The sequence below is a fragment of the Desemzia sp. C1 genome, from assembly GCF_020882875.1.
Lineage (GTDB): Bacteria > Bacillota > Bacilli > Lactobacillales > Carnobacteriaceae > Desemzia > Desemzia incerta.
Window position 1 is genome coordinate 526,165 of sequence record NZ_JAJIZP010000003.1, and the last position, 26,022, is coordinate 552,186.

Consider the following 26,022-nt stretch of genomic DNA (forward strand, 5'->3'; position numbering starts at 1 on the left):
TTTCTCCAATCTCCCTTTTATCCAGCTATCTTAAAACAGCTTTACACTTTTCCTAATTCATTGACGGCTTTTTGCAAGGTTTGATCTGCTGCTTGCAAGATTTTTTGATTCGCTTCGTATTCTCTGGACACTTGCATCAAATCAATCATCACGTCCGCTGTATTGGCGTTAGCCGTTTCGACTGCTGATTGGAAAACAGCTGTATCGTTAGCCATCATACCGCCATTACCTGAAAATAACGTATCTCCTTGACTAGTCAGTCCAGCAGGATCAGCAAAACTGGTTAATTGCAGTTGCTGCCCCGTTTCAAGAATCGTTCCATCCGTTGAGACCGTAAACTCCATACTGCCTACTTGAATCGGTGTATTGGCAGTACTCATTACTTGATGACCATCTTGAGTCGCCAGAAACCCTTCTGCATCGACCGTGAAGTTTCCGTTACGTGTATACATCGTTTCGCCATTCGCCGTTTGAACCGTAAAGAATGCCTCACCTTGAAGAGCTAAGTCAGTTGATGAGTTGGTTAATTTGATACCGCCTTGGCTAAAATCACGGTACACTTCATCGATTTGACTCCCTAATGACAGTCCCCCAACATTGAACTGCTGATTCAATTCAGGGCCATCTAGTCGGTTGAACAAATTTTGCTCCATTAAACTGCTTTGGATGATTTCTTGCTCTTTATATCCGACTGTATTTAAATTAGCAACAGACGTACTTAAATTTTCCTGCTTTTTTTCTAATATATGTAAGTTTCTATTTGTGGTAATAAATCCTCTAATCATTATAAGCCTCTTTCATATGACTCTTTAATTTTACAATCATTTTCCCATGGATCTGAGAAATACGTGGCACAGATAAATCGTATACGAATGCAATTTCTTTTAAACTTAATTCTTCTATATACAGCATATTTAAAATCTGCTGCTCACGCTCGTCTAACTTTTTGATCGCTAAAGCTAACATTTCTTTTCGTTCGATCTCTAAAAGAGCCTCTTCAGAATTCACTGCAGTGGTATCTTCCAAAACATCCTGTATCTCAACATCATGCCCTTCTTCAGAAAACAGCACATCTTCTAAAGATACCGAAGCTAACTGATGAACAGTTTCGTGAATCTTACTCAACTCTTTTTCTCCGATTCCTAATTCTGCGCAAATTTCATGATCCGAAGGTGTACGCATCAGCGTCTTTTCCAATTTCTCTTTGGCTTTGTAGAAATCATTTAATTTTGTGATGCGCGACCGGGAGACTTTAGACGTTTTACGCACTTCATCAATGATAGCACCTTTGATTCGAATATAAGCATACCCTTCAAAAGGAACTTTCTTCGAATGATCAAATTTATTTAATGCATCCATCAACCCGATCACGCCCATGTTAATCAAATCAGACCGTTCATAATCGCTTCGCTTGATATTCAACCCATTCACTACTTTTTCGACCAAGGGAAGATACTTTAAGATTTCCTGTTCTCGGTCAGTCTCATAATACATCATTGCCCTTCCTCCTAGCCATTTTGTTTGGGTGTATCATTAGTGATGTCATGTTTCAATCATACCTTGTGTTTCAATTGGAATATCATTCGGCACTTCATTTAGAGACAAGATCGGCAAGTCCGGGAAATTGAAAGCCAATAAATTTCTGACTGCCGGACGAATCTTAGGCGACGCCAACAACACATGCGGGATTCCATGACTGTCCAATTGATTATTGGAATACGTCAAGTTGTCAAAGAAATTCGTGATCTCATTTGGCTGAAGAGCCGGTATAGATCCTGCTGTCGATTTTCGTGTGCTTTGGCTGATTCGTTCTTCCAAATCTGGATGAAGCGTTACTACATGCAGCACACCATTTTGATCTAAGTGAGGTTTCACGATCGTTCTCTTCAACGCTTGCCGCACATACTCTGTCAGCACTTCTGTATCTTTTGTTGTATTTCCGTAGTCTGCCAATGTTTCCAAAATAGTGACTAAATCATTGATCGGAATATGTTCTTTCAATAGACTTTGAAGCACTTTTTGTACTTCTCCCAAGCGTAAAATATCTGGGATCAGTTCATCAATGACCACACTATATTTTTCTTTGATACCTTCGAATAATTGTTTCACTTCTTGTCTGCCTAATAATTCGAAACTGTGTTGTGTAATCGTCTCTTTCAAATGAGTGATCAATACGGTCAACGGATCTACAACGGTGTAGCCTTTGATATCTGCCATGTCTCGATCGCTTTCATCGATCCACATAGCATCTAAACCAAATGAAGGTTCTTTAGCTGGAATTCCATTGAATTCAAACGTAGACTCTCCTGGATCAATGATCAAGAATTTATCTAAATACAAACTTCCTTGCGCAACTTCATTCCCTTTGATTTTGATGACATAATCATTTGGCGCTAATTGCAGATTGTCTCGGATACGAATCGGGTTTAGTAAGATCCCCATTTCTTGAGCACACTGACGACGTATGGTAGGGATCTGACTCGTTAAGTTGCTGTCTTGACGTTCATCCGCCAATGGAATCAAACCATATCCAATTTCGATCGAGATTGGGTCTACTTGGAAAGCCGTGATCGATTCTTCTTGGACTTTTTCATTCTCCGTCCGTTGAGCCGCTGCTTCTTTTATTTCAGTATCCTTTTCTTGATTCAATTTGGCTTTTTCGTTCTCGTCAATCAAATAACCAGCAGCAAAAGCAATTAACCCAATCAATAGGAATGGTATTGTCGGCATACCTGGTACAATAGCGAACAACAGTAAAACTCCAGCTGCGATTTTGATAACTTTAGCATTGCCGAATAATTCTCCGCTTAATGAGCTTCCGAAACCCGTTTGGCTTCCAGAACGAGTCACTAAAATACCGGATGCAACAGATACCATCAATGAAGGAACTTGACTCACTAAACCGTCTCCGATCGTCAATTTCCCAAAATGGTCCAAAGCTTCCATCATTCCCATTCCTTGTTGCAGAGAAAACATCAGGATTCCTCCGATCAAATTGATCAAGGTAATAATGATACCAGCAATGGCATTCCCTTTAACGAACTTGCTGGCTCCATCCATCGCTCCAAAAAATTGCGTTTCCCGTTCTAAATCTTTACGTCGTTTCTTTGCCTGTGCTTCTGTAATCAAACCGGCATTCATGTCTGCATCAATAGACATTTGTTTCCCCGGCATAGCGTCTAACGTAAAACGAGCTGACACTTCTGATACACGTCCAGAACCGCTTGTCACCACCATCATATTCACTAGAATAATAATAATGAAAATAACCGCTCCAACAATAAAATTATTCCCAGCTACAAAGTTTCCAAACGTCTCGATCATTTGCCCGGCATTTCCTTGAGTCAATATCAAACGGGTAGACGAAATATTCAGCGCCAAACCGAACATTGTTGTGACCAATAATAAAGTTGGAAAAGTAGAAAATTCTAGAACCGTCTTCGTAAATAATGTTAACAGCAAAATAATCAATGATAATGAAATATTTGCAGCCAACATAAAATCTAGTATAGGTGCTGGTAACGGGATAATGATCATTGCTAGAATTCCCACCACTAAAACAGCAATTCCTATATCAGAAAAACGACTAATTTTTTCTATTCTTTCATTTAAAGCACTTATCATTACATGATCTCCTTCGTCTGACTCTGATAGTATTCGTTTTATACCGGATTAAATCTTGTCTTTTTTCAGTTCTTCCATTTGGTAAACTAGCGCCATGATCTCAGCAACTGCTTGGTAAAGATCTACTGGTATGGGTTGTCCTACTTGGATGTTTTTGTACAGATTTCTCGCTATCGGTTTGTTCTCTACAATTGGAACATCGTGTTCTCGAGCTCGTTCTCGGATTTTCTCTGCAATCAGATCTGCTCCTTTTACGACTACGATAGGCACTTCATCTTTTCCTTTTTCATATCGGATCGCAATCGCCAAATGAGTCGGGTTGGTGATGACAACAGCCGCTGTTTCTACATCTCTCATATTTCCATTGATCATTTGACGGTGAAGTTGTTTCCGTTGAGATTTCACTTGCGGATCTCCTTCACTTTCTTTGTACTCATCCTTGACTTCTTGTTTCGTCATCTTCATTTTTTGGCTGAATTCGTAGCGTTCATACACATAATCCGCAATTCCCAAAACCATCAACAGTACAGCCAAATTCGTGCCCACTGTTTTGATCAATTCCAAAAGAGTACTAAAAATCTTTTCAGTGCCCAACTTGCCTAAATTCACGATTACGTCAATAGAATCTGTCAATGCATTGTACGTTACCAAAAACACAAGAACCAACTTAAAAATGGTTTTTACTAAAGTGAAAGCAGCTTTTTTACTGAACATATTCTTAAAACCACTGACAGGATTAATTTTTTTCAAACTCATTTTAATCGGTTCTTTTGAAAATAAGAACCTAGTCTGTAATCCAGCTGCCAATAAAGAAACAAAAAAGGCAATCAATAAAAAAGGAGCCGCAATAGTGAACAGCATGATGATCGATTGAACTCCGATACTGGCTAGGTTATTTCTTAATTCTTCTGTACCCAACTGGCTTCCCATCGTTAGTCCACTTGCCAAGAAGCCTTTCAAGTAAGTAAAGCTTCTCTCAAATACATACCAGCCAAGGGAGGTTGTCATCAAGGCAAACACTGTAAAAGAAATCGCCGAAGTCAAATCGCTGCTTTTAGCGATATCCCCTTTTTTTCGAGCGTCTTTTATTCGCTTGGGGCTGGCTTTTTCTGTTTTACTGTCTTTATCTTGCATGATCAATCACCTCTCTTTAACCAGGTAATGAACGCATGAATTCATTCATGTATTTCACCATCATCGGCATAATATCTTTAATACTTTCTGTCATCGGTGTCAAAACCACTAATGTCATCAACAAACTGACTAATACTTTCAGCGGCATTCCTAAAATCAATACGTTGATCTGCGGAACCGTTCTGGAAATCAACCCTAATACCACTTCAGCAATCAATGACGTCAGCATGAGCGGCAATGCTAAATTCAGTGCCAACTCAAAAATCATTCCGAATAAAGTTACAATACCTTCCGTTCCAAAAGAACCTAAATCCGTGCTGTCTAACGGTAAATAACTGAATGATTTTACCAGTGTCTTGATGACTGCATGATGCAGATCCGTAAAGAAGAAAATACACATCGAGATCCAGTAAAAAATTTTCCCATAATTCGAAACGCTGATTCCTAAACTGGGATCGTACACTTCACTCATTGAAAATCCGACTTGAAAGTCGATCAGCTTACCAGCCATTTCGACTGCTGAGAAAAACAACTGACAAATGTAACCAATCGCAAATCCGACTAAAACCTCTTTTAATCCGATAAAGAAAAATTCAACTATGCCATCAATAGTGGTCACACTCGGCACCACAGAATAAACTCCAATTGAAATTCCTGCTGACAAAACCACTTTGACTAAGTTCGGCAGACCCGTAAAAGAAAATCCAGGACAGATCAAGATAAATGCAGACACTCGCATCAAGATCAATAAAGCTCCGTTCAATTCTGCTAGTAAGGCGTTATCCATCATAGGCTCGCAATAGTTTCAAAGATTTTTTCAGTAAATTCAATCATCACATTCAGCATGAAATTACCAAATATGATCAAAGAAGCGATGACAGCTAATATTTTAGGTACGAAACTCAACGTCTGCTCTTGCAATTGAGTAGTCGCTTGTAAAATACTGATTACCAATCCTATAATCAAGGCAATAGCTAATGTTGGGCCTGCTACTTGAATAATGGCGAAAAAAGCTTCGCGCACAATGTCTAATGCTTGTTCTACTTTCATTTTTCACCTCTACTGAAATCCTGAAACAAGGGATTCTACTACTAAATACCAACCATCTACTAATACGAATAATAATAATTTAAACGGCAATGAAATCATGACTGGTGACAGCATGAACATCCCCATGGACATCAAAATACTTGCAACGACCATATCGATGACCAGAAAAGGAATAAAGATCAAAAATCCGATACTGAAAGCTGTCCTCAACTCACTGATCGCAAACGCTGGTGTCAAAACTGTCATTGATAAATTTTCTAAGTTTTCCGGTTTCTCTTCTCCAGAAATATCTAAAAACAATTGGATATCTTTTTCACGCGTTTGAGCAGCCATAAATTCTTTTAACGGTCCTTCTGCTCTTTCAATAGCAACTTCCGTAGTGATTTCTTCATTCAAATACGGATTGATTGCATCTTCCATAATTTCATCTGTCACAGGACGCATAACGAAGAAAGTCAGAAAGATCGCCAAACCCATGATAACGATATTCGGCGGATTCTGCTGTGTCCCTAATGAACTTCTAGTAAAAGACAACACCACTATGATTCGAGTAAAAGCTGTTGTCAAAACCAGGAAGGCTGTTCCAAAGCTTAACAGGGTAAGCAATAAAAACAATTGAACTGTTTCAGCATTTTCTCCAGCTCCACTATCTAAAGCCGAAGTGATGGTATCCATGATTTCTGTTGCTCCTACTTGCTGGGGAAACCCAAACAATCCTATTATTCCGCCCATGACAAGCAAGACTTTTTTCAACACGTTTAGTTCCTCTTTTCAGTATAAGTTTGAATTTTTTCTTGAATTTTTGTGTAGATCTCTTTAAATTGTTCCGTATCTAATGAGCTTTGTCCGGCAGAAAGTTCTTTTTCTTTTCTCATCGCTATGATTGCTTGGCTCTCATCTTCAGAGAATTCTTTTAAGATCTCATTTCGTCCTTCTGTAAAACTCATCAAATAATAGCTTCCCAACATTTCAACGATACACATAGACGAATTCTTATTGACCGGCATCCGTTCAATAATACGAATAGCCTTTGTCTGCTTATTCATTATGGTATTCATATACCCCAATAGTTTATTGGCTAAAAAGATGATCACTATTAATGCGAGAACGCTTTTCAACACATACTCAAGCCCTGTTCCAAACCCCATTCTTTAACTCCTCATTTTCTTCTTCTATTGTGTGACGATGTTGGTTATGTATACTTCATTGACTAAATCTGAACCGATCTCTTGGTTGATTTTCGCTCTTAATTCGCTTTTGATCACCAATTCGCCGTCTTCTGAAGCAGCATACAATGAATCACTTGTTTTATTTCTTAATACAGCAATAACGGCATCTCTTACTTGAGCTGTTTTTTCTGTAATAGTCGCTTCCGCATCTTTTTGCGAACTGTGGATCGATAATTCAATTTGCAAGTATTGATCTTTGTTACTCTCTCCAGGAGTTAAATTAACCAAGAACTGCTCTAAAGGCACGGTAGTTTCTTCGCTTGAGTCAAAAACCGTTGCCGTTACTTCTTGAATTTTTCCTGTAATGAAACCAATACCTACAAGTGTTCCGACCGTCAACAATAGTAAAATGATGACTACGATCAAAACAGGTTTCAACTTATTTTTTGGTGTAGGAGTTGCATTTTCCATCAACTTTCCTCCTTAAATTCTTCATATAATATGACAATGTTTACTCGTCTATTTTCTGCTCTATTTTTTGCTGTGTCATTGGGAGCGATTGGTTGGTACTCTCCATAGCCGCGAGCAGATAATCGAGTTGGATCAACTTTTTTTTCTTCGCTAAGATATCTTAAAACAGAAACTGCTCTTGAAGTAGATAATTCCCAATTGCTTGCGTATTGTGCATTACTCATTGGAACATTATCTGTGTACCCCTCGATGATCACTTCATTAGGAACTTGGTTGATCAGTTCTGCCAAATTATCTAATGTCTCTTTACCCGATCCTACTATATCTACACTGCCTGATGTGAAAAGAATAGAATCTTTGATATCCAAATAAATTCCTTCAGAATCGATTTTGATACTAATATTCCCTTCCATTCCTTGTTCTTTCAATTCTTTTTCCATTTCTTTATACATTTCGACTAATTCTGGCGGGATTTCTTCCCCTGTTGTTTCGACACCCTCGATTTCTTCTACATCTCCATTATTAGTCGGAACCACCGTTGTCTCTTCAGGCAGTAATCCATCTTGACCTGTAAAAGCTAATGACATAGACGCAGAGGCCTGATCAAACTTCGATTCAACCACACTAGACATAGAGAATAATAGAATAAAGAAGGTTAACAATAGCGTCATCAAATCGGAGAAGGTTGTCATCCATCCTGGAGAACCGCTGCTTTCTATAGATGTTGTTTTCCGTTTTCTAGCCATAATTTCTTTCCTTTGTCAAATCAGCTTCGACTGCATCAGAGTCAAGCTCACTATTGGAGGCAGGCAAGTAACTTCTTAATTTTTGCTCAATGACGCGCGGATTCTGACCAGCTTGGATAGACAATACTCCTTCAATAGCCATTTCGCATAATTGCATTTCTGCTTCCGTTTGAATTTTTAAATTCGTTGCTATTGGTAAGAAGATCATATTGGCCAGCAAACTTCCGTAGAAGGTGGTGATCAACGCTGTCGCCATCCCAGAACCAATAGTACTAGGATCTGTTAATTGTCCCAACATGATGATCAATCCGATCAATGTTCCCAACATACCAAATCCGGGAGCAAGTTCTCCCCATTTATTAAAAATATTTTGTCCTACACTATGTCTTTTCTCAATATTTTCTGCTTTGATCTCCATAATTTCTCGAATATCTTCTGGATCAGATCCATCTACAACCATTTCTAAACCATACACCAGCATTTCATTGTCCAACTCTTTGATGTCATTCTCGATGGCTAGTATCCCTTGACTTCTGGTCTTTTTGGAAATATCTACGACAGTAGCAATCAGCTCTTCTTCTTTGATCTCTGATTGTAATAGTAATTGCTTCAATACATTTGGTATTTTCTTTAAATCGGTTAAAGGAAAACTAACTAATAGCGCACTAAATGAACCGCCTAGTGTAATGACAAGTGAAGGAGCGTCTATAAAAGCAGCAATAGGACCGCCTGACGTTATAGACCACACCAACAACCCGATCCCTAAGGCTATACCGATTAAAGGAACCATATTTTTTTTCATTATTTCTCCTCACCCTCTGGTAATTGAGTATAGATTTTACGTTTAAAGGCAATGATTTTTTCAATAATATCTTCTTCAGGATCAACCACTCTGATTGTTTTTCCATCTACTAAAGTAATGATCGTATCAAAAGTGTGTTCCATTTTGTAAATCAAATCGCAGTTCAAATAAAAATCTTTACCTGAAACTGAAGTTAAAGCAATCATTCTACTTACCCCGCTTCTCTTCAAGACTTGCTTAATGGAACAGAAACTGTTCCATTAAGCAGCATATTCACCTATTTATTCTTAACGTTTCAGGTTGATCAATTCTTCTAACATTTGGTCAGAAGTCGTGATACTTCTTGAGTTTGCTTGGTAAGCACGGTTCGTAACAATCATTTCAGTAAACTCATTTGCTAAGTCAACGTTTGACATTTCTAAGAAACCAGATTGAACTTTTCCATAGCCTGCATCTCCTGGCTTGCCTACTGTTGCAGGACCAGAATTGGCTGTCGCTACGTATAAGTTGCTGCCGGCTTTTTCCAATCCATCTGGGTTAGAAAAGCTTGTTAAAGCCATTTGACCAAGAACATAAGATTTTCCGTCGCTGTATGTACCTTTGATTGTCCCAGTGTTGTCTACAGTGTAGCTTTGCAAATTAAAATTAGTTCCCCCAACTGTACGAGTAGCTGGAATTCTTAAACTTGTTAATGTAGGCGTTTGAGGAATTTGTAAACCATCTGCATCAGCTGCATATCCCATAACATTCAATCCGCTTGAAGTCACTAAGTTGCCGTTAGCGTCCGTATAAAATCCGCCATCACGTGTATAAGAAACTTCCACTCCGCCATTTCCACTAACGGTGAAGAATGAGCTGTCGCCGTTTTCGATTCCGAAATCTAGAGCTCTACCAGTAGTTTGCAGTGATCCGCCTGTCATGATCGTATCGATCGATCCGGTTTGTACCCCCAGACCTACTTGTTGTGCGTTGATTCCTTCTTGAGCATTTGCATTCGTTTGGCTGATCATATCTTCAAAACGCACACGCCCTGCTTTAAATCCTGTGGTGCTTACGTTTGCGATGTTATTTGAAATAACGTCCATTTTCGTTTGTTGACTTTTCATTCCTGTAACGCCAGAGTATAGTGATTTTAACATGTTGATTTCCTCCATTCAGTTGTACCCACTTCTATCAGTCCATGGGTCTTGGCTTCCGTTAGGTCCAGCCAGTTTATCATCAAATATGTATTGCGCTGTCTATGTTGGTAACTGTTCGCATTTCGCTTGTCTTTTGTGCTGTAATGATTGTTCGATTGTCGATGCTGGCGATCAATGCCATATCTTTAAAAAATATCAGCGAGTCTCTGGAACCTTTTTGATTCAATTCATCAAACGCTGATTCCAGTGTCTGCATATCATTGCTTTTCAGCTGCAGACCTCTTTCGTCCAATCGTTTTTGTGCATGACGTGAGATCTTCACTTCTTTTGTGTTGTCTGCTTGCGCCGCTGCATCGGTTAAAAAAGTACTGAATGTGCGATCGATCTTAGGATTTACAGTAGTTTTAGACTGTAGATTTGGTGGTGATGGAGTACCCTCAATTCTTAGGTTCATTTGCTTCGACACCTACTTCTACTACATCATTTAAAGCATATTCTTTTCCATTGATTTGAAGCGTTGCATAACCTTCTGTGTAACGGACTTTTTCGACCGTTCCAGTGACAAAAGTGGTTTCATCCAGAACTTTCACTTCTTTACCCAACATATCTAATCCTTGTTGCTGTTGCATCATCAGCATGTTTGTGGTTACCGTTTCTGTTAAAGCAGTCAGTTGATCTACCATATTGAACTGAACGATTTGAGAAATGTAATCTCCGCTTCCGCTGTCACTACTGCCGCCGCCTTCTCCAGATGAAATAGGAGGGTTGCTGATTGAAGCAGCCATGATTTTCAAAAAGTCTTCTGAACTTAATTCAGCATTTGTTTTTTGTTTCGATCCTCTGATGCTTTCAGTAGAACCGATAGTAAAATTTGTTGGAATATCCATTTTATTCTCCCTTTCACGCCAAAATACTCAGACGCCCTGTTGAAGCAGCTGTTTCCTCTTCTACAACTGTTGAGTCTGTATTATTGTCCGTAGATTCTGTAAATCTGCTTGGAACAGCGTGATCTTGATTTCCAGCTTCATGTTGCGAACTGCCGGCAAATGAAAAATCGGTCGCTTGCGGCAAATCGATCTGAACAGTCATTTCTTGCAAATGAATGTTTTTCTGCGCTAAACTAGCTGTCAATTGCTTCATGCTGTTGTCCATCAACTCTTTTGTTTCCGTACTTTCTACGACGATCTTTGTATACAGTTGCTGTTCTCGTATTTGGATCTCAATCTTCATGTTTCCCAATGATTCTGGAGTCAGACTTAATCGTGCTGTTGTCTGTTGTCCTTCTTTCAATCCAGCGCTTTGATCAAAAATGACCTCACTTACCGTTTGAGTTAAAACTTGTTGATTCTTACTGCTGCTCTCGCTCGTCAACACTACCGGCAAAGCTATCTCTTTTTGCGGGTTTGCTGTCTGTGTAGGTACTGCAGTTAACTGATCTGTAAAGGATCCAGAAACTTTCATCCTCAGTTGAGATTGGATGTCCAAATCATCTTGATCAGTAGATACTTCTTCTGTTATCTGTTCAAACATGGCCTGTTCGATCACTTGTTCAAATTCTGGCAACACAGTATTTTCTGTGTTTAAACCCATTGCAGATAGAAAGTTATTCTCCAACTTGTTCGTTGAAACTAAATCAATAACGGTATTTTCAGCATTCATAAAGGTTGAGTCAGCAGCATCTTTTTTCAAAGTTTGAGCTTGTGTTTTAAACACTCCTTCATTGTTTTGAGAAACGACTGTGGCTTGAGTTATTTTATCACCTAGTGAATCATCAACAACTGCTGGTTGAGCTGCTAGTTTGTTTTCACTTGTTGGCAAGTGTACTTCCTTTGGCTCAATGGATTGTCCGTTAGCATCATCTAGTCCCACTCTTGTACTTTCCAGAGCGATGTCTGTTGGATGGTCAAAAGAAAGTTCCTTAGAAGAAATGAGTTTTGATTCCTTAGAAACTGAATCAACTTCTCCTGTTTCTAAAGCAGATTCCAGATGAATCGCCAATTGTTGTTCAGCCATCTTTAAGGGCTGGTAAAAGAACGCCGCTATATTAGGGTCAGTTTGTTCTTCCAAAGAATCTGCCAGTTCTGCTTCTTGGTCCATCTCATTTTCAGAGACCTCCGTCTGTAAACCATGTTCACTTTCAGCTTGATTTGCTGATTGCTGCCCATTTTTTTGCATCGATTCTGTTAATTGAGCAGCAAATTCAATCGCATCTACTGGAGTAGTGGAATCAGGCAGACTTCCTGATTGTGTATGTAAAGCTGGTATAGATTGCGTCGCTTGCATAGGTATCACCTCCTTTCAAATGGTTTAAAGGCTTCCTAATAAAGAACTCGTCCAAAACTCAATGTTGCTATCTCATCTAATTGCTGCTGTTCTTCTTTTTTGATTAGTTCAGCAGTTGTCCATAATTCTTTTTCTTTCAACTTTTCCATGACTTTTCTGTCTTTATGAGCCTCAAGCAATTCAGCTTGAGCCTCTTCCAGTTCTTTTTGCGTCAAGTCTAGTTGATTCTTTTGATGAATGATTTTTTCATCCAACAACGCTTTATAGAGTTGTTGGTGTCTCATATCATTGATCTTATTGATTTTTAAGCGATCATTTTTGACTTTGATATTTTCTCTAATCAGATCCTCCAGCACAGCTTGTTGCGCGTCTAGTTTTACTTGAATTTGAGCTACTTTTCTTTTCGCTGTTTCTTCAAGATCTGAGCGCCAATCCAATATCTTTTCCATTGAAAATGTTTGACTTGCCAATTATCGCACCTCTTTTTCTCTCCCTGACTTGTTTCTTAAACTCCTTGAAACAATTGCGTCAAGGCTTCCTTCGTTTCCTCAAAGCTTGAAGGTTCATCGACATTTTGTTTCAAGAAATCTTTGATAGGACGGTTCAGTTGAATCGCTCTATCTACTAAAGGGTTACTGCCTTGACGATAAGCTCCTACATCAATCAAATCTTTTGATTCTGCATAAATTGCAAGGTTTTCTTTTAACTTCCCTGACAATTGATAATGCTTCTGCTCCGTAATGTCTTTCATCAAACGACTGATACTGCTTTGGACATCAATTGCCGGGTAATGATTTTCAGAAGCGATTTTCCGAGACAAGACGATGTGTCCATCTAAGATCCCTCGAACCGTATCAGCAATAGGCTCATTCATATCGTCCCCTTCAACCAATACTGTGTAAAAGGCAGTGATAGAACCTTTGTCGGACATCCCGCTTCGTTCCAATAACTTTGGCAGTGTCGTAAATACCGAAGGCGTATACCCTTTAGACGTCGGCGGTTCACCAGTTGCTAAACCAATTTCCCGCTGTGCCATCGCTACACGTGTCACCGAATCCATCATCAAGACGACTTTTTTGCCTTGCTTCCTGAAATACTCTGCAATCGCCGTAGCAACCGAAGCACCTTTTAAACGAACTAAAGGCGGCATATCAGAAGTCGCACAAACAACTACCGATTTCTTATACCCTTCTGGACCAAGGTCTTTTTCAATAAACTCTAAAACCTCTCGTCCACGCTCACCGATCAATCCGATAACAATGATATCCGCTTCACAATAGCGAGCAATCATGCCGAGCAAGGTACTTTTCCCGACTCCGGATCCAGCAAATATCCCAACCCGCTGGCCTTCTCCAACTGTCAGCAATCCATCAATAGCTTTAATACCGGTTGAGATCACATCTTTGATCTTCATTCGTGTAAAAGGATTAGGCGCACTCTGATTGACATTGAAATGTTCTCCATTGATTTCAATGTCTTGATACATTGGACGGCCTAAACCATCCATCGTGGTACCCAACAACTGCTCACTGATTTCGATTTTCAATGTCGTCCCGGTTGGACGAACCAAACATCCTGGTCCTATACCTTCTACTTCATCAAGAGGCATCAATAAGACAGTTTCATCAACAAATCCTACTACTTCACTCAGCGCAACTTTGCCGCTTGATTTGATCAAGATCTCGCAGACTTCTCCAACAAAAGCATCCAGACCTTCAACTTTGATGATGATTCCGGTAACTTGGCTGACTTTTCCCATTTTCAAGTAATATGTATTCTTTTTTATGGAGGCTGTGTACTTTTCAAAAGGAATTTCTATCACGTTATCCTCACTCCATCGACTTCATTTCTTGAACCATTTTTTCTAGTTGTTTCCCAATCTGCAAATCAGTAATATTGTGAGCTGTCTCGATCACACACCCATTTTTTTCCAATGTGTGATCAGTCAGCACGATAAAACGAACTTCTATATATTTTTGCTCTAATAAAGCTAATTTTTCTTGTACCAATTCTTCTTGTTCTGGACGAACCGTCACTGTGATCAGCTTCTCGGTTTTGTTCATTCGCATCAATAGAGGTTTTACCAATTCCAACACTTGATCAGAAGAAGCATCAATCGTTTGATGGACGATTGCTTCAGCCATCGTAGCCGCTAATTGAATCAACTGGTCTTGCTTTTCGCTGTAATATTCTGCCAGTTTTTCTTCTGCTTCTTGAACCATTGCATGAGCATGTTGAATCAAGATTGCTGCTTCATTTTGGCCTTCTTGCATCGCTTTTTCAAAGCCGGCTGTATAGCCTTCTGCGTACCCTTTTTGTGTACCTTCTTCAAACCCCGATTGCTGAGCAGCTTCTTTGATCTTTTCAGCTTCAAAGGATGTCTCTTCCAGCAATCGTTTTTTTTCTTGTTCGGCTTCTTTCAAAAGTAGCTCAGCTTGTGTTTGAAGGGCTTCCTCTTCTTTTGAACCTGCAACAAATGCTGTTTCTTTTTTCTTCACTACAAAATTTGTAGTGATTTCTGCAAATTGCTCTTCGCTTGAGGCTTGCTCTGCCTTTATCACATTATGAAATAATGACATCACTTTCTCCTCTTCTCAAATAAATTTCGCCTTGCTCATCCAATTTGCGGATAGTAGCGACAACTTTCTGCTGTGCTTCTTCTACTTGGGACAAACGAGCAGGTCCTAAGAACTGCATATCTTCTTTCATGGTTTCTACTTGACGGTTGGACAAGTTGCTGTAAACAAAGTTTTTAATGTCATCGCCGACACCTTTAAGTGCCAACAATAGATCATCTTTGTTAACGTCACGCAACACTTTTTGAACATCGGAACGTTCCAATGTAACGATGTCTTCGAAAGTAAACAAGTTCGCTTTCACTTCATCCGCCAAATCAGGCTGTCTTTCTTCCAACACTTGAATAATGTTCTTCTCTGTACCTCTGCCTACTGAATTCAAGATCTCTACTAATGTTTGAACTCCGCCCACTGCTTCAGTTTTGTTTTCCACATAGTTGGAGAATTTATTCTCGATCACTTTTTCTATTTTTGTAATAATCGTCGGTGATGTGTGACTGATCGTACCGATTCGTTCAGCAATTTCAGATTGCTGTTCAATCGGAAATTCAGCTAACACAGCTGCAGCCTTTTCAGGTTGCATGTAACATAAAATCAACGCGACTGTTTGCGGCTGTTCTCCCAATAATAAGTTGGTCAATTGCTGCACGTCTGCTTTACGAGCGATATCAAATGGACGCTCGCGCAATTGAATTTGATTCAACATGTCTATCACTTCTTTTGCGCGTTGAGGTCCTAGTGCTTTGTTCAATAAACTTTTTGCATAATCGATCCCGCCGTCAATGATGTATTCTCGAGCTTGCTGCATTTCAATAAATTCGTTAACGATCGTATCACGTTCTTCAGGTTTAACATAGTCGATATTGGCTATCTCATAACTGATTTTTTGAATGATATTGTCCGGCAGCATCTTCATGATTTTTGAAGAGGCTTCAGAACCTAACGTAATCATCAAAATTGCTGCTTTTTTTAATCCGTCTGTCGTTGTATCCATCCGCTACTCTTCCTTCATCCAGATTTTAATCAAATCGGCTGCCATTTCTGGGTTCTGTTCGGCCATCGTTTTGACTTTATTTTCTTTTTCACTCATTGTTTTATTTAATTGCAATTTCAGATCAGCTTCTTCTTTTTCAGCCGCTTGTTGAGCTGCTTTTCGAGCAAGAGCCGCTTGAATATCATCTTTCACAACAGATTGAATCGGTTCTTCTTCTACTTCATCGTAAAGATCGTCAAACTCATCATCTGCTGATCTTTTCTTCTTAAAGATACGCAACATTAATGTCAATAAAACAATCAAACCAATTCCACCAGCAGCATAAGGCCAGTTGTTCTTGAAGGCTTTTATCAATTCTTCTTGGAAATCAGCCCCAATAATCGGTGCATCTTCATTAGCATCATCCGTTGCAAATGGTATTCCTTGAATAACAATGCTGTCTTGATCAGCTCCAATAGTCATTTGAGCAATTTCCCCAATTTGCGCTGATTGATCTAAATTCAAATTGCCGTTATATACAATAGAAGCTGACAGTGATGTAACTGTTCCTGGAGCTTTTATGGTATGTGTAGTCGTCGTATCAATTTCATTGTTCACTGTTCGGTTGTAGCTCGAACCATCTTCGGCTTCGCCTTCCACGATGACGTTACTGGTATTGTCGTTGCCGCCTGTTTCTTCAGTTGTCATATTCGATCCGTTGACTTGTACGCTTTCGCTGCGGACTACTGGGCCATTCCCATAAGCATCATATTGAACAGCTTCTTCTTCAACTGCATCAAAATTCATTGCTACGCTGACAGATACGGTCAAATTGTTCATTCCGTAAATCGGTCCTAACGTTTCAATCAACTTTTGTTCCATATCTTTTTCATAACTTGCTTCAATATCTCGGTACTGATTTTTCAAAGTAGCAGAATTCACACTTTCGTCCCCTATAGCGCTGCTAAGAAGGTTCCCATTGTTATCTACGATCTTAATATTCTCTTGCGGCAGGTTGTCTACTGCTCCAGCCATTAAAGAGGCGATCCCTTGGACTTCTGCAGGAGAGATATCAGCTTTTCTTGGTGTGATCACGACTGAAGCAGAAGCTTCTGCTCTATTCTCTTGATCAACAAATACACTGTCTTCCGGCATCGATAAAATGACTTTTGCGCTCTTTACCGTGTCCAACGTACTGATTGCTCGTTCCAATTCACCTGATACAGCTCTTTGATACATGATATTTCGATCTTCATCTGTAGCCATCATGCTTGATGTGTCGAAAATCTCAAACCCGATAGAGTTTTCAGGGACCATATCGTTCATCGCTAACTCGATACGGTATTTGTCGACTAAAGAAGAGTCGATCAAGATCGTTGTTCCATTGTCTTCTAATTTGTAGGCTACTCCTTGAGCTTCCAAATCATCCACGATCAAACCAGCATCAGAAGCTTCCATTTCTGAAAACAACACGCTGTAATCTACTTTTTTTGTAATATATGTAAGGCCCCCGACGACTAAAATAATCGCAATCAGAATCATAACTAACTGAGTCTTTTTGCTCTTATCTAACGCTTGCCATCCACCTTGGACTTTCCCCCATGCTTGTTTTATGTTATCCATTTAAACGTAATCTCCTCAACATTTTCTAGAATTGCATATTTTTGACATCGTTATATGCTTCAATTGCCTTGTTACGTACTTGAATGGCCAATTCTAAAGAAAGCTGAGCTTCAGTCGCTTGAATCATAACGTTATGTAAGTTATCCACATCACCAGTGATCAACCCTGTAATAGCTTCATTTGATGCCACTTGCTGATGGTTTAATTTCTCCATTGATTCACTAAGCAAATTATCAAAAGATGGAGCACCAGCGGCATTCGTTGTCACTGATTGAGTCGCGTTCTCTAAACCGCCTGTTGTTGAAATACCATTCAGTAAACTGTTGTACATTGATTCTATGTTCATTGTCCTACTCCCTTATGCTTATCTTTTCGTTCTACTGTAGTGTACGCAAAACGAAACGTTAATTTTGTTGTCACGCTATCGTGCTGAAATCTCTAAAGCTTTACTCAACATATTTTTACTAGCATTTGTAGCTGTCACGTTCGCCTCATAAGTACGAATAGTATTCATCATCTCGACCATTTCATCAGCCATATTGACATTCGATTTAGTCACATACCCGAATTCATCTGCATCCGGATGAGTCGGGTTGTACTCGATGACGATCTCGTCACTAGCTTCAATCCCAGTTGCCCGGACACCAAAACTTTTTTGATTGATACTCCCAGCCAAATCAGATGTTTTTTGCATTAAACTTTCTTCAAAGACCACTGTTTTCTTTTGATAGGGTCCGCCCTCTTCTGTACGTGTCGTGTTCACGTTCGCAATATTGCTTGAAATCGTATCGAGTTTTAATCGTTCTAAACTCAGACCGCTGCTGTTGATACGCATTGAATCAAAAATAGACATTTGTTCTTCCTCCTATTGCCAAATTGCTTTATTTAGTAATTACACTATTTAACATAGAATATTTGGTATTCAACTGAGCGACCAGTGCATTGTAATACAAACTATTTTCTGATTGATCCATCATTTCCACTTCGATATCTACATTATTTCCATTGTCTTTGATAGAAGTGTTTGTTCGTTTGCTTACTATTGGCTGTACATCAGTCAAATCAGCGATACCGAAATGCTGATCATCTGTTTTCATTAAAGAAAAGCCATTAGATGCACTATTCAACAAGCTTTCAAATTCCACTTTATTCACTTTATAACCGTCTGTATTGACGTTAGCAATATTGCTTGAAATCATTTCTTGTCGCAACTCTGCAGCATTTAACGCATTTTTAATTAATCCAAATGTTTGATCCACTAGTTTACCTCCTTGTTTTTATATACTAGGTTTATTCATTTTTGTAGACCTATAACTTTCCTTATATAATTTAAAATACTTTCACATAGGCATTGTTCCCGTTTTATAAGACACCAATCTTTTTATTTGAATGCATAAAAATTCTTTAGGTATTCAAACTGTTATTTGAATAAGTAATTAGCAGCTAATCAAACGCATGTTATTAAAGAAAAAATATACTTTTAGCTTAATCTTCATATTTATTCATTTTATTAAATAACATGGATTTTATGTATAATTTCTCTTTTATGACAAAACCTCTCGGCAAGATAAAGTATATGTTAAAGCAATTTGTTTGACAACGTGTTTTTTTGTAAGCCCTTTGTAAATCAAAGTAATTTTTTGACAACTTTTGTAACAATTCAATACCTCAATATTTTAGGTTTTGTGAAACGGAACACTTTTCCTTGATATAGCAAAGAAACCATCCTAACAAAGCAGGATGGTTTTTAGTATCCTATTCAATTATCTAAAATTGTCTAAATTTCAACTTTTTTATTCACTTAAATTTCTGCCCAAGCGTCGCGCAACTCTTCCATCATTTCTCGGTTCTTTTGAAGAATAGTAACATCTTTGGTTCTATTTGCTTCAATCAATTTCGTCATAAGATACTCGTATATATCACTTAAATCTTGAGCGATTTGACCACCTTGATCTTTATTCAAAGTCCCTGCCAATTCTGCAATAATGTCTTGAGCTTTTATTAAGGCTGTATTCGCTTGATCCAATTTATTCTCTGCAATACTTAGTTCAGCTAATTTCATATTTTTGATACATCCATCATACAATAAGACAACTAACTTTTTAGGACTAGCATTCAATATTTGGTTTTGTTTGTACACATTCTGGGCATTACGTTGTTGCATCATGATTCTATTCTCCTTATGTATGTTCTTCCACAAGTTACGAGTTACATTCCTCTATCCACAAAAATAGGCTGTTGAAAAGAAGTGTAATAGTTATCCACAACTTTATTCTTTTGGTTCATTTGCTTCATTTTATCTAATATAGCTGCGCGGTCTTCTTTGATAACAGTCAATAAAGATTGTTGTCCCTCAACAATAGTTGCAACTTCAGCTTGCTCTTCTTTCGTATAGCTTCCATTGCCTTGTTGATGCAGCAGACTATCTGCTTTTTTCAGCTCCGCTAGTAAAGTATGATTTTTTTCAACAATCTCATTGGCCTGTTCACTACTTCCATCCCACTTCTGCAAACTTTGGGATAGTTGATTCAATATTTCTAAACGATTAGATTGTTGGTTTGTCATGTTAGTAACCTCTTTTATATTTCAACACCAGAAATGATTATTTTTGCTGATTAGTAGTGACTTGGCTCATTAAGTAGCTTAATTGCGATTCTGCTTCCATCATTGCCACATCAAGAGCTGTAAATTGCTCAATGTATCGTTCGCGTTTTTTTTCTAAGCGTTCATTGAATTTGGTGATTTGCTCATCCAAACCTTTAATCATACCATCGATCGTTTTTGATTTAGTCGTAATGATACCTGTTTTTTCACCAATGTATTCATTGATAAAAGTAGTCATTTGTTGAGCGATACCGAACTGTTTGGTAGTTTCATTTCTATCAGCATCTTTTACAGATTCTTCACGGAAAAAGAAGGCTTGCACATTGTTCGAATTCTTAGCTAATTGTTCTTTTAATTTTGCAGTGTCTAACGTAGCCGCTCCAAAGCGATTTACTTCGATACCTAAATCGGATAGTCCCTTAATGGGTTGCGTTGAGTCTTTAGATGAACTAGTCATCATTGAGCGCAATTGAGATTGTATGCGCATCAAAGAGCTATCCCCAACCAAAGCGCCAGTTTTATTTCCATCCGCTGAAGGATCACCAACGTCTAATTGAGTATCAATAAATGACATGACTGAATTGTACTGGTCAACAAAATCTTGTATAGCTTTAGTTGTTTTATCCACATCTTCAGTTACTTTAACAGTGCTGACTTGATTGCTTTCAGTTACGCCAACCAAGTTAAATGTTAACCCATCGACAGCATCTGTGATTGTATTGGAATTACGATACATCTGGATTCCATTTACAGTTAGATTGGCTTGTTTCCCAGAAGTAAAGCTTGTCACATCAGTACCTAGAGCTAACTTCCCTACTAAGGATTCGTTACCTTCTTCCAAGTTTGAATCTGTTACAGAAATCGAACGCTCACCCATATCTGTATCTGTCAAAACAATTCGATTATCAATGACAGAAGCATGCAATCCAGACTCTTTTTCTTTAGCAGTCTCATTGATTTTTGTTACGATATCCTTTAAGCTGTCGCCTTCTGCAATTTTAATAGTAAATGATTTAGTATCAAGATCCTTGTTTTCTTCAGTACCTTTACTATTTTCGGTTGTAAAAGTTAATTCCCCAGACAAAGATAACGAATCAGTAATTTTCTTACCTGACATTCCTGTAATACTACCTGAAGTTAATTGGCTAGAAGTAGCTAACGTAGTAACTTCTACTTTGTATGACCCTTCAAGAGCTTCCGTCCCTGCCGTAACCTTTACAGCTTTATCATTGGTATTGCTAACTGTTTTAGAATCGAAAGCGTTAGGTTCTTTTAAGGCATCAAACTTTTTATATAAGGAATCCAAACGAGTATTAATGTCTTTCCAAGCATTTTTTTCACCTGTCAAACCTGTTTGTTGATTTTTATACTGAACGACTTTTCTAGATTCTGCTTCTATTAACTGATCTACAGTATCCATAGTTATACCTGAATATGATCCCATAAAACTTAAACTACTTGTCATCTTTTATCCCTCATTACTTTTGTTTGTCGACAACGAGTCCGACTCGTTTCCATATTTCTGCTACTAAATCCAACATTTTTTCTGGTGGAATTTCTCGAATGACATCTTGGGATTCTGTATCGATTAATCTCACCATGATTCGATCTGTTCCCTCATGTATTCGATATTGAAGTTGTGTATTTACTCCCATAATATGCTCATTTGCTTTATTTACTGCTTTTTCAAGTTGTTCCATTGTAATCTTCTCTTCTGCTTCATCATATTGGAGCTGAGTTTCTATTTCGTTTTGTCTGTAAGAAACAGGAATAGTAGACGGCTTATTTTCTATAGCTGTTACTAGTTTACTTGCTTGGATGAAATTTAGTTCAGTCACTCTCCACACCTCCACCATGATGAAAAAGAAGAAAAATCTTCTTTATCTTAAATGTTTTAACACTTTTTTTCAACCTATAAATAATAAGCCGGCAAAAGCCGGCCTATTATCATCATTCTATTTTTGTAAAGATTATTGTAATAATGAAAGAACACTTTGTGGCATTTGGTTTGCTTGAGCCAACATTGAAGTAGAAGCTTGAGAAAGGATGTTAGATTTAGTAAAGCTCATCATTTCTTCAGCCATGTCTACGTCAGTAATACGAGAGTTAGCTTCTGATAAGTTTTCTTTAGTAGTAGCTAAGTTAGAAACAGTGTGGTCCAAACGGTTTTGAACAGCACCTAAGTTAGCACGTTCTGTTGAAACAGATGCAATTGCTGTATCAATTGTTTTTAAAGCAGCATCTGTAGCAGATAGATCGTTTCCATCTTCATCTTTTTCAGTAGCAACATAGTTTTCACCAGTGATATCTAAGCCTTTAATACCTAGTCCTTCACTAGTCATATTAGCAATATCAATCTTGATATTTTCTCCAGCATTTGCCCCAATTTGGAAACTGAATGATGTCTTAGTTGCCATTACAGCTTCTTGTGCTTCCACTGCTGGTTGTGCTTCCACTGCTGGTTGTGCCGCTACTGCTGCTTTTCCAGTTAAATCCTCTACAGTTACAGAACCTTTAGATGCAGCAGCAAATGCTGTAGCTGCTTTAAGTTTAGCCTCAGGATCTGTTAATTCTTGAACAGCAGTGGCTGCGTCTTTTATAGTTGTAGCAGCTAACGCGTCTAATCCTGAATCACTAGCTTTAAGCGCATCAACAAGTTCTGCTGCAACAACTGCTGCACCTGTTGCAGCAGAACTAATGTCATCAGCTGATTTAGGGTCTACTGCTGGTTGTGCTTCTACTGCAGCTTTTGCTTCTACTGCGGCTTTTGCTTCTACTGCTGGTTTCAATACAATATTTGTAGCTTCTTTCCCGTTCAAAAGACCTTTTGTATTGAATTCTGTGTCTTTAGCAATACGTTCAACTTCTTCTGTCAAAGAGTTAATTTCTTTTTGAATAGCTGTTTTGTCATCAGCAGTGTTAGTATCATTGCCAGCTTGAACAGTTAAGTCACGCATACGGTTTAAAATACTGTGTGTTTCTGATAAAGCACCTTCAGCTGTTTGAATTAATGAAATGCCATCTTGTGCGTTACGTGAAGCTTGAGTCATACCACTAACTTGGTTTTTCATTTTTTCAGAGATTGCTAAACCTGCTGCGTCATCCCCAGCTTTGTTGATGCGTAGTCCTGATGATAATTTAGCTAAAGAGCTGCTTTTTGAAGCGTTAGCTGAAGTAAGGTTAGAGTAAGTATTCATTGCTGCTGTATTTGTATTAATTCTCATTATATAATTCCTCCTAAGATAATTGTTGAAGTTCGCGTCTTCAAAATCTATATCGGTCGTTCAATGTATTAATTAAGTAATTAAGTAACTTTTTTACATTTTTTATAAAAGTCTTTTTCACTGAAGTTCGCGTCTTCAAAATCTATATCGGCCCAATAATAGGTTAGTTAAGCTAAAATGAAAAAAAAGACCACATAATTAAATGTAGTCTAAAATACTTGTTGATAGAATTTTTGTTCCCATAGCAAGGGAAGCTTGGTATGCTGTTTGCTCCATAGTGTATTCCATGAATTTTTCTGCTAAATCAATGTCTTGCTTGTCTGAACGCATGGATTCTAAGTTTAAGTTTTCTGATGTATTACGTTCTTTAGAGGCTTCTAAACGATTGAAGATAGCACCATTTTCAGCACGCTGAGTAACGATATTATCGATTTCTTTGTCGGCTCTGGCAAGTAAATCTCCAGATAATGCACTCACGTCACCTTTTTCTAAGGCAGACAATGCATCGCTTAAGAAGGTTCCTAAGTTATCTTTTTCACCATTAACTCCTTGTTCGTTTAACAATTTACGGCCGTCTGTTCTTAATTCTATTTGAACGCCTTGAGCAATTCTTCGAGTTAAGTTTCCACTGACACCTTCATTGTCCGTTCCAGCATAGGTTAATCCAATAACCTTACCATCCGGATCTTTTTCAGTACTGAACGTGAAAGGTTTTGTAGTGGTTTCCATTCCAGAAAATACATACTTTCCACCAAAATTCGTATTTAAAGCATCCGTTAACGTTTGAATTTCCGCTTCTACCTCGGCTTTGATCAATTGACGGTCTTCATTGTTGACCGTATCTGTTCCAGCTTGTTGGATCAACGTACGAATTCTGGACATTGATTTCGTTGCTGCATCATATGCAGTGTCTTGCATATTAGAAAAATCAATCGAGTCTTCAATCGTATTCATGTATTCTTTATTCTGGATGATGCTGTCATTTAAGTCCATAATTTCAGAAACCAACATAGGATCATCTGAAGATTTACTGACTTCTTTTAAAGAAGACAATTGATTTTGAACTTTAGAAAGATTTTTCAGATTGCTTTGTAAGTTATTGATAAAATTCGAAGACATGTAAGAATCCGTTATTCTCATCGGTCATTATACCCCCGTACGGTTGATCAAAGTATCCAGCATTTCAGAAATCGTAGATATCATTCTTGAATTTGCTTGGAACGCACTTTGGTGTTGAATCATACTAGCCACTTCTTCGTTGATCGAAACGCCTGAAATCGATTGGCGACGTTGATCCAATAGCTGGACTAAGTCCTCTTGACTAGAAAACATATTATCTGATTGTTGTTTTGTAATTCCGATTTCTGTAACAATATCGTTATAGCCATTAGAAACAGAAGTTCCATTAGCTTGATCTTTGATTGTCATGGTTGTTTCATCATATTTAAGTGTCTCGTTTGAAGAATAGACCAATTTCGTATTTTGCAAGTCAGCAATAGCTTGAGCTCTGCTTCCGTCTCCCGCAGCTGGGTCAGTCAATGATTTCCCTGAATTCACTTTTTCAGGATCCTTAACCAGTTCAGCGTTTACAGAAATACTTTTAGCATAATTGCCATCCACATCGTTTAAATTAAAGAATTGTTTACCATCTGTATCTCCGCCGCTATGTATCATATTGACTGCCGAAGCAAAAGTGTAGGCAAAATCATTTAAATTAGCTACCTGCTTGTTAATTTCTGCTAATGCTTCTTGAGAGCCTTTAGCTGATCCGCTAGTTAAAACAATCTCTTTAGAGTTATCTCCAGCTAAGACAATTTTTCCTTCAGGATTCGGTTGACCTGCAACAGCCAATTTTTGCATACCGGTTGGTGTCAACAATTCTTGTCCGCCAATACTCACTGTAGCTTGGCGCATCTCGTCAAATTTCACTTCGACTCCAGCTAGTTCACTCATTTCACTCAATAAAGCGTCTTGTTTATCCAACAAGTCATTTGGTGTTTGACCACTGGAAATAGAGTAAGAAACTTGTTTGTTTAGAGAGTGTAATTGCTCTAATTTGGTATTAAAGTCTTTTACGTCTTGTTCAATACCTTTTAATGTATTTCCTTGCAGTTTTTCCAACTGAGTAGCCATGTGATTCATTGTATCGGTCATAGTTTCAGAGTTTTGCACGACCATTGTTTTAGCCGTGGCTATTTCTGGGTTTGAGCCTAAATAAGTCCATGAAGCGAATACTTCACTTAAGTTGTTGCTCAAGCCTGTTTTAGAGGGTTCATTAAAAATCGCTTCTAATTGTTGAAGCGCATCTGATTTTGATTCGAATTTTGCTAATGTACTGTTTTCGTCTCTCAATTGCTCTACTACAGCGTCATCTACTACACGTATCACGCCTGAAACACGCACACCGGTACCTAATTGGCCGACACCAGATTTATTGAACGGGTTATTCGTTTCCAACGTTACTCGTTGTTTTGAATACCCATCTGTATTTGCGTTAGCTACGTTGTGACTGATTGTTTGCAGGACTGTCTGAGCTGACGTCATTCCTGATGTTGCTGAATTTAACGATCCAAATAATCCGGACATTTTTCCACCTCTTCATTT

Annotated in this window: 31 protein-coding genes; all 31 read right to left on the bottom strand. The window is 38.4% G+C overall.

The annotated features are described in order from the left end of the window. Positions 1-41: 41 nt before the first annotated feature. Positions 42-785 (bottom strand): flagellar hook-basal body complex protein, encoded by a 744-nt coding sequence (locus tag LMF32_RS02900; RefSeq protein ID WP_230523798.1) that lies wholly within the window; start codon positions 783-785, stop codon positions 42-44. After that, a complete protein-coding gene (locus LMF32_RS02905) occupies positions 778-1,494 on the bottom strand; it encodes a FliA/WhiG family RNA polymerase sigma factor (RefSeq protein WP_230525065.1) in 717 nt (238 codons plus the stop codon). The genes LMF32_RS02900 and LMF32_RS02905 overlap by 8 nt, the downstream gene beginning before the upstream one ends. Before the next feature lie 48 nt (positions 1,495-1,542). Next, positions 1,543-3,624: a flagellar biosynthesis protein FlhA gene (gene flhA / locus LMF32_RS02910; protein ID WP_230523799.1), complete on the bottom strand. Its 2,082-nt coding sequence runs from the start codon at positions 3,622-3,624 to the stop codon at positions 1,543-1,545. 48 nt (positions 3,625-3,672) lie between these two features. Beyond that, on the bottom strand, positions 3,673-4,758 hold the full coding sequence (flhB, locus tag LMF32_RS02915; RefSeq protein ID WP_230523800.1) for a flagellar biosynthesis protein FlhB: 1,086 nt from the start codon (positions 4,756-4,758) through the stop codon (positions 3,673-3,675). Positions 4,759-4,774: 16 nt separating this feature from the next. After that, on the bottom strand, positions 4,775-5,545 hold the full coding sequence (gene fliR, locus LMF32_RS02920; RefSeq protein ID WP_230523801.1) for a flagellar biosynthetic protein FliR: 771 nt from the start codon (positions 5,543-5,545) through the stop codon (positions 4,775-4,777). Further along, positions 5,545-5,808 carry a flagellar biosynthesis protein FliQ gene (fliQ, locus tag LMF32_RS02925; RefSeq protein WP_092479099.1) on the bottom strand — a complete coding sequence of 88 codons (264 nt, stop codon included), beginning with the start codon at positions 5,806-5,808 and terminating at the stop codon, positions 5,545-5,547. The genes fliR and fliQ overlap by 1 nt, the downstream gene beginning before the upstream one ends. A 9-nt stretch (positions 5,809-5,817) precedes the next feature. Continuing rightward, entirely contained in the window at positions 5,818-6,540 is a 723-nt protein-coding gene (gene fliP / locus LMF32_RS02930; protein WP_092479599.1) for a flagellar type III secretion system pore protein FliP, read from the bottom strand. Positions 6,541-6,566: 26 nt separating this feature from the next. After that, the gene (locus LMF32_RS02935; RefSeq protein WP_230523802.1) at positions 6,567-6,956 is read right to left on the bottom strand and encodes a flagellar biosynthetic protein FliO; all 390 of its coding nucleotides are present in this window, start codon (positions 6,954-6,956) and stop codon (positions 6,567-6,569) included. Positions 6,957-6,980: 24 nt separating this feature from the next. Continuing rightward, positions 6,981-7,448, bottom strand: a complete 468-nt coding sequence (locus LMF32_RS02940; RefSeq protein ID WP_230523803.1) for a flagellar basal body-associated FliL family protein — start codon at positions 7,446-7,448, stop codon at positions 6,981-6,983. Further along, entirely contained in the window at positions 7,448-8,194 is a 747-nt protein-coding gene (locus tag LMF32_RS02945; RefSeq protein ID WP_230523804.1) for an OmpA family protein, read from the bottom strand. The genes LMF32_RS02940 and LMF32_RS02945 overlap by 1 nt, the downstream gene beginning before the upstream one ends. Then, positions 8,187-8,996, bottom strand: a complete 810-nt coding sequence (locus LMF32_RS02950) for a motility protein A (RefSeq protein ID WP_188203962.1) — start codon at positions 8,994-8,996, stop codon at positions 8,187-8,189. Before LMF32_RS02950 ends, LMF32_RS02945 begins: the two co-directional genes overlap by 8 nt. Next, positions 8,996-9,202, bottom strand: a complete 207-nt coding sequence (locus LMF32_RS02955; RefSeq protein WP_188203963.1) for a flagellar FlbD family protein — start codon at positions 9,200-9,202, stop codon at positions 8,996-8,998. The genes LMF32_RS02950 and LMF32_RS02955 overlap by 1 nt, the downstream gene beginning before the upstream one ends. An 81-nt stretch (positions 9,203-9,283) precedes the next feature. Beyond that, positions 9,284-10,135 carry a flagellar hook-basal body complex protein gene (locus LMF32_RS02960; protein WP_188203964.1) on the bottom strand — a complete coding sequence of 284 codons (852 nt, stop codon included), beginning with the start codon at positions 10,133-10,135 and terminating at the stop codon, positions 9,284-9,286. Positions 10,136-10,214: 79 nt separating this feature from the next. Then, on the bottom strand, positions 10,215-10,589 hold the full coding sequence (locus LMF32_RS02965; RefSeq protein ID WP_230523805.1) for a flagellar biosynthesis protein: 375 nt from the start codon (positions 10,587-10,589) through the stop codon (positions 10,215-10,217). Next, complete coding sequence (locus LMF32_RS02970; protein ID WP_230523806.1) at positions 10,573-11,022, bottom strand: flagellar hook assembly protein; 450 nt, start codon at positions 11,020-11,022, stop codon at positions 10,573-10,575. Before LMF32_RS02970 ends, LMF32_RS02965 begins: the two co-directional genes overlap by 17 nt. A 13-nt stretch (positions 11,023-11,035) precedes the next feature. Then, positions 11,036-12,418, bottom strand: a complete 1,383-nt coding sequence (locus LMF32_RS02975) for a flagellar hook-length control protein FliK (RefSeq protein WP_230523807.1) — start codon at positions 12,416-12,418, stop codon at positions 11,036-11,038. 35 nt (positions 12,419-12,453) lie between these two features. Further along, positions 12,454-12,888 (bottom strand): flagellar export protein FliJ, encoded by a 435-nt coding sequence (fliJ, locus tag LMF32_RS02980; RefSeq protein WP_223155932.1) that lies wholly within the window; start codon positions 12,886-12,888, stop codon positions 12,454-12,456. Between the two features lie 35 nt (positions 12,889-12,923). Beyond that, on the bottom strand, positions 12,924-14,231 hold the full coding sequence (gene fliI, locus LMF32_RS02985; RefSeq protein ID WP_347401925.1) for a flagellar protein export ATPase FliI: 1,308 nt from the start codon (positions 14,229-14,231) through the stop codon (positions 12,924-12,926). Between the two features lie 16 nt (positions 14,232-14,247). Next, on the bottom strand, positions 14,248-14,997 hold the full coding sequence (locus tag LMF32_RS02990; RefSeq protein WP_230523808.1) for a FliH/SctL family protein: 750 nt from the start codon (positions 14,995-14,997) through the stop codon (positions 14,248-14,250). Beyond that, a complete protein-coding gene (fliG, locus tag LMF32_RS02995; protein WP_230523809.1) occupies positions 14,981-15,988 on the bottom strand; it encodes a flagellar motor switch protein FliG in 1,008 nt (335 codons plus the stop codon). Before fliG ends, LMF32_RS02990 begins: the two co-directional genes overlap by 17 nt. Positions 15,989-15,991: 3 nt before the next feature. Continuing rightward, positions 15,992-17,590 (bottom strand): flagellar basal-body MS-ring/collar protein FliF, encoded by a 1,599-nt coding sequence (fliF, locus tag LMF32_RS03000; protein ID WP_230523810.1) that lies wholly within the window; start codon positions 17,588-17,590, stop codon positions 15,992-15,994. Positions 17,591-17,615: 25 nt separating this feature from the next. Then, positions 17,616-17,936: a flagellar hook-basal body complex protein FliE gene (gene fliE, locus LMF32_RS03005; protein WP_230523811.1), complete on the bottom strand. Its 321-nt coding sequence runs from the start codon at positions 17,934-17,936 to the stop codon at positions 17,616-17,618. Positions 17,937-18,011: 75 nt separating this feature from the next. Beyond that, positions 18,012-18,443 carry a flagellar basal body rod protein FlgC gene (flgC, locus tag LMF32_RS03010; RefSeq protein WP_230523812.1) on the bottom strand — a complete coding sequence of 144 codons (432 nt, stop codon included), beginning with the start codon at positions 18,441-18,443 and terminating at the stop codon, positions 18,012-18,014. Positions 18,444-18,471: 28 nt separating this feature from the next. Continuing rightward, positions 18,472-18,849 (bottom strand): flagellar basal body rod protein FlgB, encoded by a 378-nt coding sequence (gene flgB / locus LMF32_RS03015; RefSeq protein ID WP_230523813.1) that lies wholly within the window; start codon positions 18,847-18,849, stop codon positions 18,472-18,474. A gap of 542 nt (positions 18,850-19,391) precedes the next feature. After that, on the bottom strand, positions 19,392-19,757 hold the full coding sequence (gene fliS, locus LMF32_RS03020; RefSeq protein ID WP_230523814.1) for a flagellar export chaperone FliS: 366 nt from the start codon (positions 19,755-19,757) through the stop codon (positions 19,392-19,394). A 41-nt stretch (positions 19,758-19,798) separates the two neighbouring features. Beyond that, entirely contained in the window at positions 19,799-20,155 is a 357-nt protein-coding gene (locus tag LMF32_RS03025; protein ID WP_230523815.1) for a hypothetical protein, read from the bottom strand. A 37-nt stretch (positions 20,156-20,192) separates the two neighbouring features. Further along, positions 20,193-21,659, bottom strand: a complete 1,467-nt coding sequence (fliD, locus tag LMF32_RS03030; RefSeq protein ID WP_230523816.1) for a flagellar filament capping protein FliD — start codon at positions 21,657-21,659, stop codon at positions 20,193-20,195. A 13-nt stretch (positions 21,660-21,672) separates the two neighbouring features. Next, entirely contained in the window at positions 21,673-22,032 is a 360-nt protein-coding gene (locus tag LMF32_RS03035; protein WP_230523817.1) for a flagellar protein FlaG, read from the bottom strand. A gap of 132 nt (positions 22,033-22,164) precedes the next feature. Next, positions 22,165-23,418, bottom strand: coding sequence for a flagellin (locus LMF32_RS03040; RefSeq protein WP_230523818.1), 1,254 nt, complete (start codon positions 23,416-23,418; stop codon positions 22,165-22,167). Positions 23,419-23,616: 198 nt separating this feature from the next. Continuing rightward, complete coding sequence (locus tag LMF32_RS03045) at positions 23,617-24,558, bottom strand: flagellin (RefSeq protein ID WP_230523819.1); 942 nt, start codon at positions 24,556-24,558, stop codon at positions 23,617-23,619. A gap of 6 nt (positions 24,559-24,564) precedes the next feature. Then, complete coding sequence (flgK, locus tag LMF32_RS03050) at positions 24,565-26,004, bottom strand: flagellar hook-associated protein FlgK (protein WP_230523820.1); 1,440 nt, start codon at positions 26,002-26,004, stop codon at positions 24,565-24,567. Between the last annotated feature and the right edge of the window lie 18 nt (positions 26,005-26,022).

Bases quoted from the DNA above. Each gene is read 5' to 3' on its own strand.
- LMF32_RS02900 (WP_230523798.1), bottom strand. From the start codon at position 785: ATGATTAGAGGATTTATTACCACAAATAGAAACTTACATATATTAGAA.
- LMF32_RS02905 (WP_230525065.1), bottom strand. From the start codon at position 1,494: ATGTATTATGAGACTGACCGAGAACAGGAAATCTTAAAGTATCTTCCC.
- flhA (WP_230523799.1), bottom strand. From the start codon at position 3,624: ATGATAAGTGCTTTAAATGAAAGAATAGAAAAAATTAGTCGTTTTTCT.
- flhB (WP_230523800.1), bottom strand. From the start codon at position 4,758: ATGCAAGATAAAGACAGTAAAACAGAAAAAGCCAGCCCCAAGCGAATA.
- fliR (WP_230523801.1), bottom strand. From the start codon at position 5,545: ATGGATAACGCCTTACTAGCAGAATTGAACGGAGCTTTATTGATCTTG.
- fliQ (WP_092479099.1), bottom strand. From the start codon at position 5,808: ATGAAAGTAGAACAAGCATTAGACATTGTGCGCGAAGCTTTTTTCGCC.
- fliP (WP_092479599.1), bottom strand. From the start codon at position 6,540: ATGGGCGGAATAATAGGATTGTTTGGGTTTCCCCAGCAAGTAGGAGCA.
- LMF32_RS02935 (WP_230523802.1), bottom strand. From the start codon at position 6,956: ATGGGGTTTGGAACAGGGCTTGAGTATGTGTTGAAAAGCGTTCTCGCA.
- LMF32_RS02940 (WP_230523803.1), bottom strand. From the start codon at position 7,448: ATGGAAAATGCAACTCCTACACCAAAAAATAAGTTGAAACCTGTTTTG.
- LMF32_RS02945 (WP_230523804.1), bottom strand. From the start codon at position 8,194: ATGGCTAGAAAACGGAAAACAACATCTATAGAAAGCAGCGGTTCTCCA.
- LMF32_RS02950 (WP_188203962.1), bottom strand. From the start codon at position 8,996: ATGAAAAAAAATATGGTTCCTTTAATCGGTATAGCCTTAGGGATCGGG.
- LMF32_RS02955 (WP_188203963.1), bottom strand. From the start codon at position 9,202: ATGATTGCTTTAACTTCAGTTTCAGGTAAAGATTTTTATTTGAACTGC.
- LMF32_RS02960 (WP_188203964.1), bottom strand. From the start codon at position 10,135: ATGTTAAAATCACTATACTCTGGCGTTACAGGAATGAAAAGTCAACAA.
- LMF32_RS02965 (WP_230523805.1), bottom strand. From the start codon at position 10,589: ATGAACCTAAGAATTGAGGGTACTCCATCACCACCAAATCTACAGTCT.
- LMF32_RS02970 (WP_230523806.1), bottom strand. From the start codon at position 11,022: ATGGATATTCCAACAAATTTTACTATCGGTTCTACTGAAAGCATCAGA.
- LMF32_RS02975 (WP_230523807.1), bottom strand. From the start codon at position 12,418: ATGCAAGCGACGCAATCTATACCAGCTTTACATACACAATCAGGAAGT.
- LMF32_RS02990 (WP_230523808.1), bottom strand. From the start codon at position 14,997: ATGTCATTATTTCATAATGTGATAAAGGCAGAGCAAGCCTCAAGCGAA.
- fliG (WP_230523809.1), bottom strand. From the start codon at position 15,988: ATGGATACAACGACAGACGGATTAAAAAAAGCAGCAATTTTGATGATT.
- fliF (WP_230523810.1), bottom strand. From the start codon at position 17,590: ATGGATAACATAAAACAAGCATGGGGGAAAGTCCAAGGTGGATGGCAA.
- fliE (WP_230523811.1), bottom strand. From the start codon at position 17,936: ATGAACATAGAATCAATGTACAACAGTTTACTGAATGGTATTTCAACA.
- flgC (WP_230523812.1), bottom strand. From the start codon at position 18,443: ATGTCTATTTTTGATTCAATGCGTATCAACAGCAGCGGTCTGAGTTTA.
- fliS (WP_230523814.1), bottom strand. From the start codon at position 19,757: ATGATGCAACAACGTAATGCCCAGAATGTGTACAAACAAAACCAAATA.
- LMF32_RS03025 (WP_230523815.1), bottom strand. From the start codon at position 20,155: ATGACAAACCAACAATCTAATCGTTTAGAAATATTGAATCAACTATCC.
- fliD (WP_230523816.1), bottom strand. From the start codon at position 21,659: ATGACAAGTAGTTTAAGTTTTATGGGATCATATTCAGGTATAACTATG.
- LMF32_RS03040 (WP_230523818.1), bottom strand. From the start codon at position 23,418: ATGAGAATTAATACAAATACAGCAGCAATGAATACTTACTCTAACCTT.
- LMF32_RS03045 (WP_230523819.1), bottom strand. From the start codon at position 24,558: ATGAGAATAACGGATTCTTACATGTCTTCGAATTTTATCAATAACTTA.
- flgK (WP_230523820.1), bottom strand. From the start codon at position 26,004: ATGTCCGGATTATTTGGATCGTTAAATTCAGCAACATCAGGAATGACG.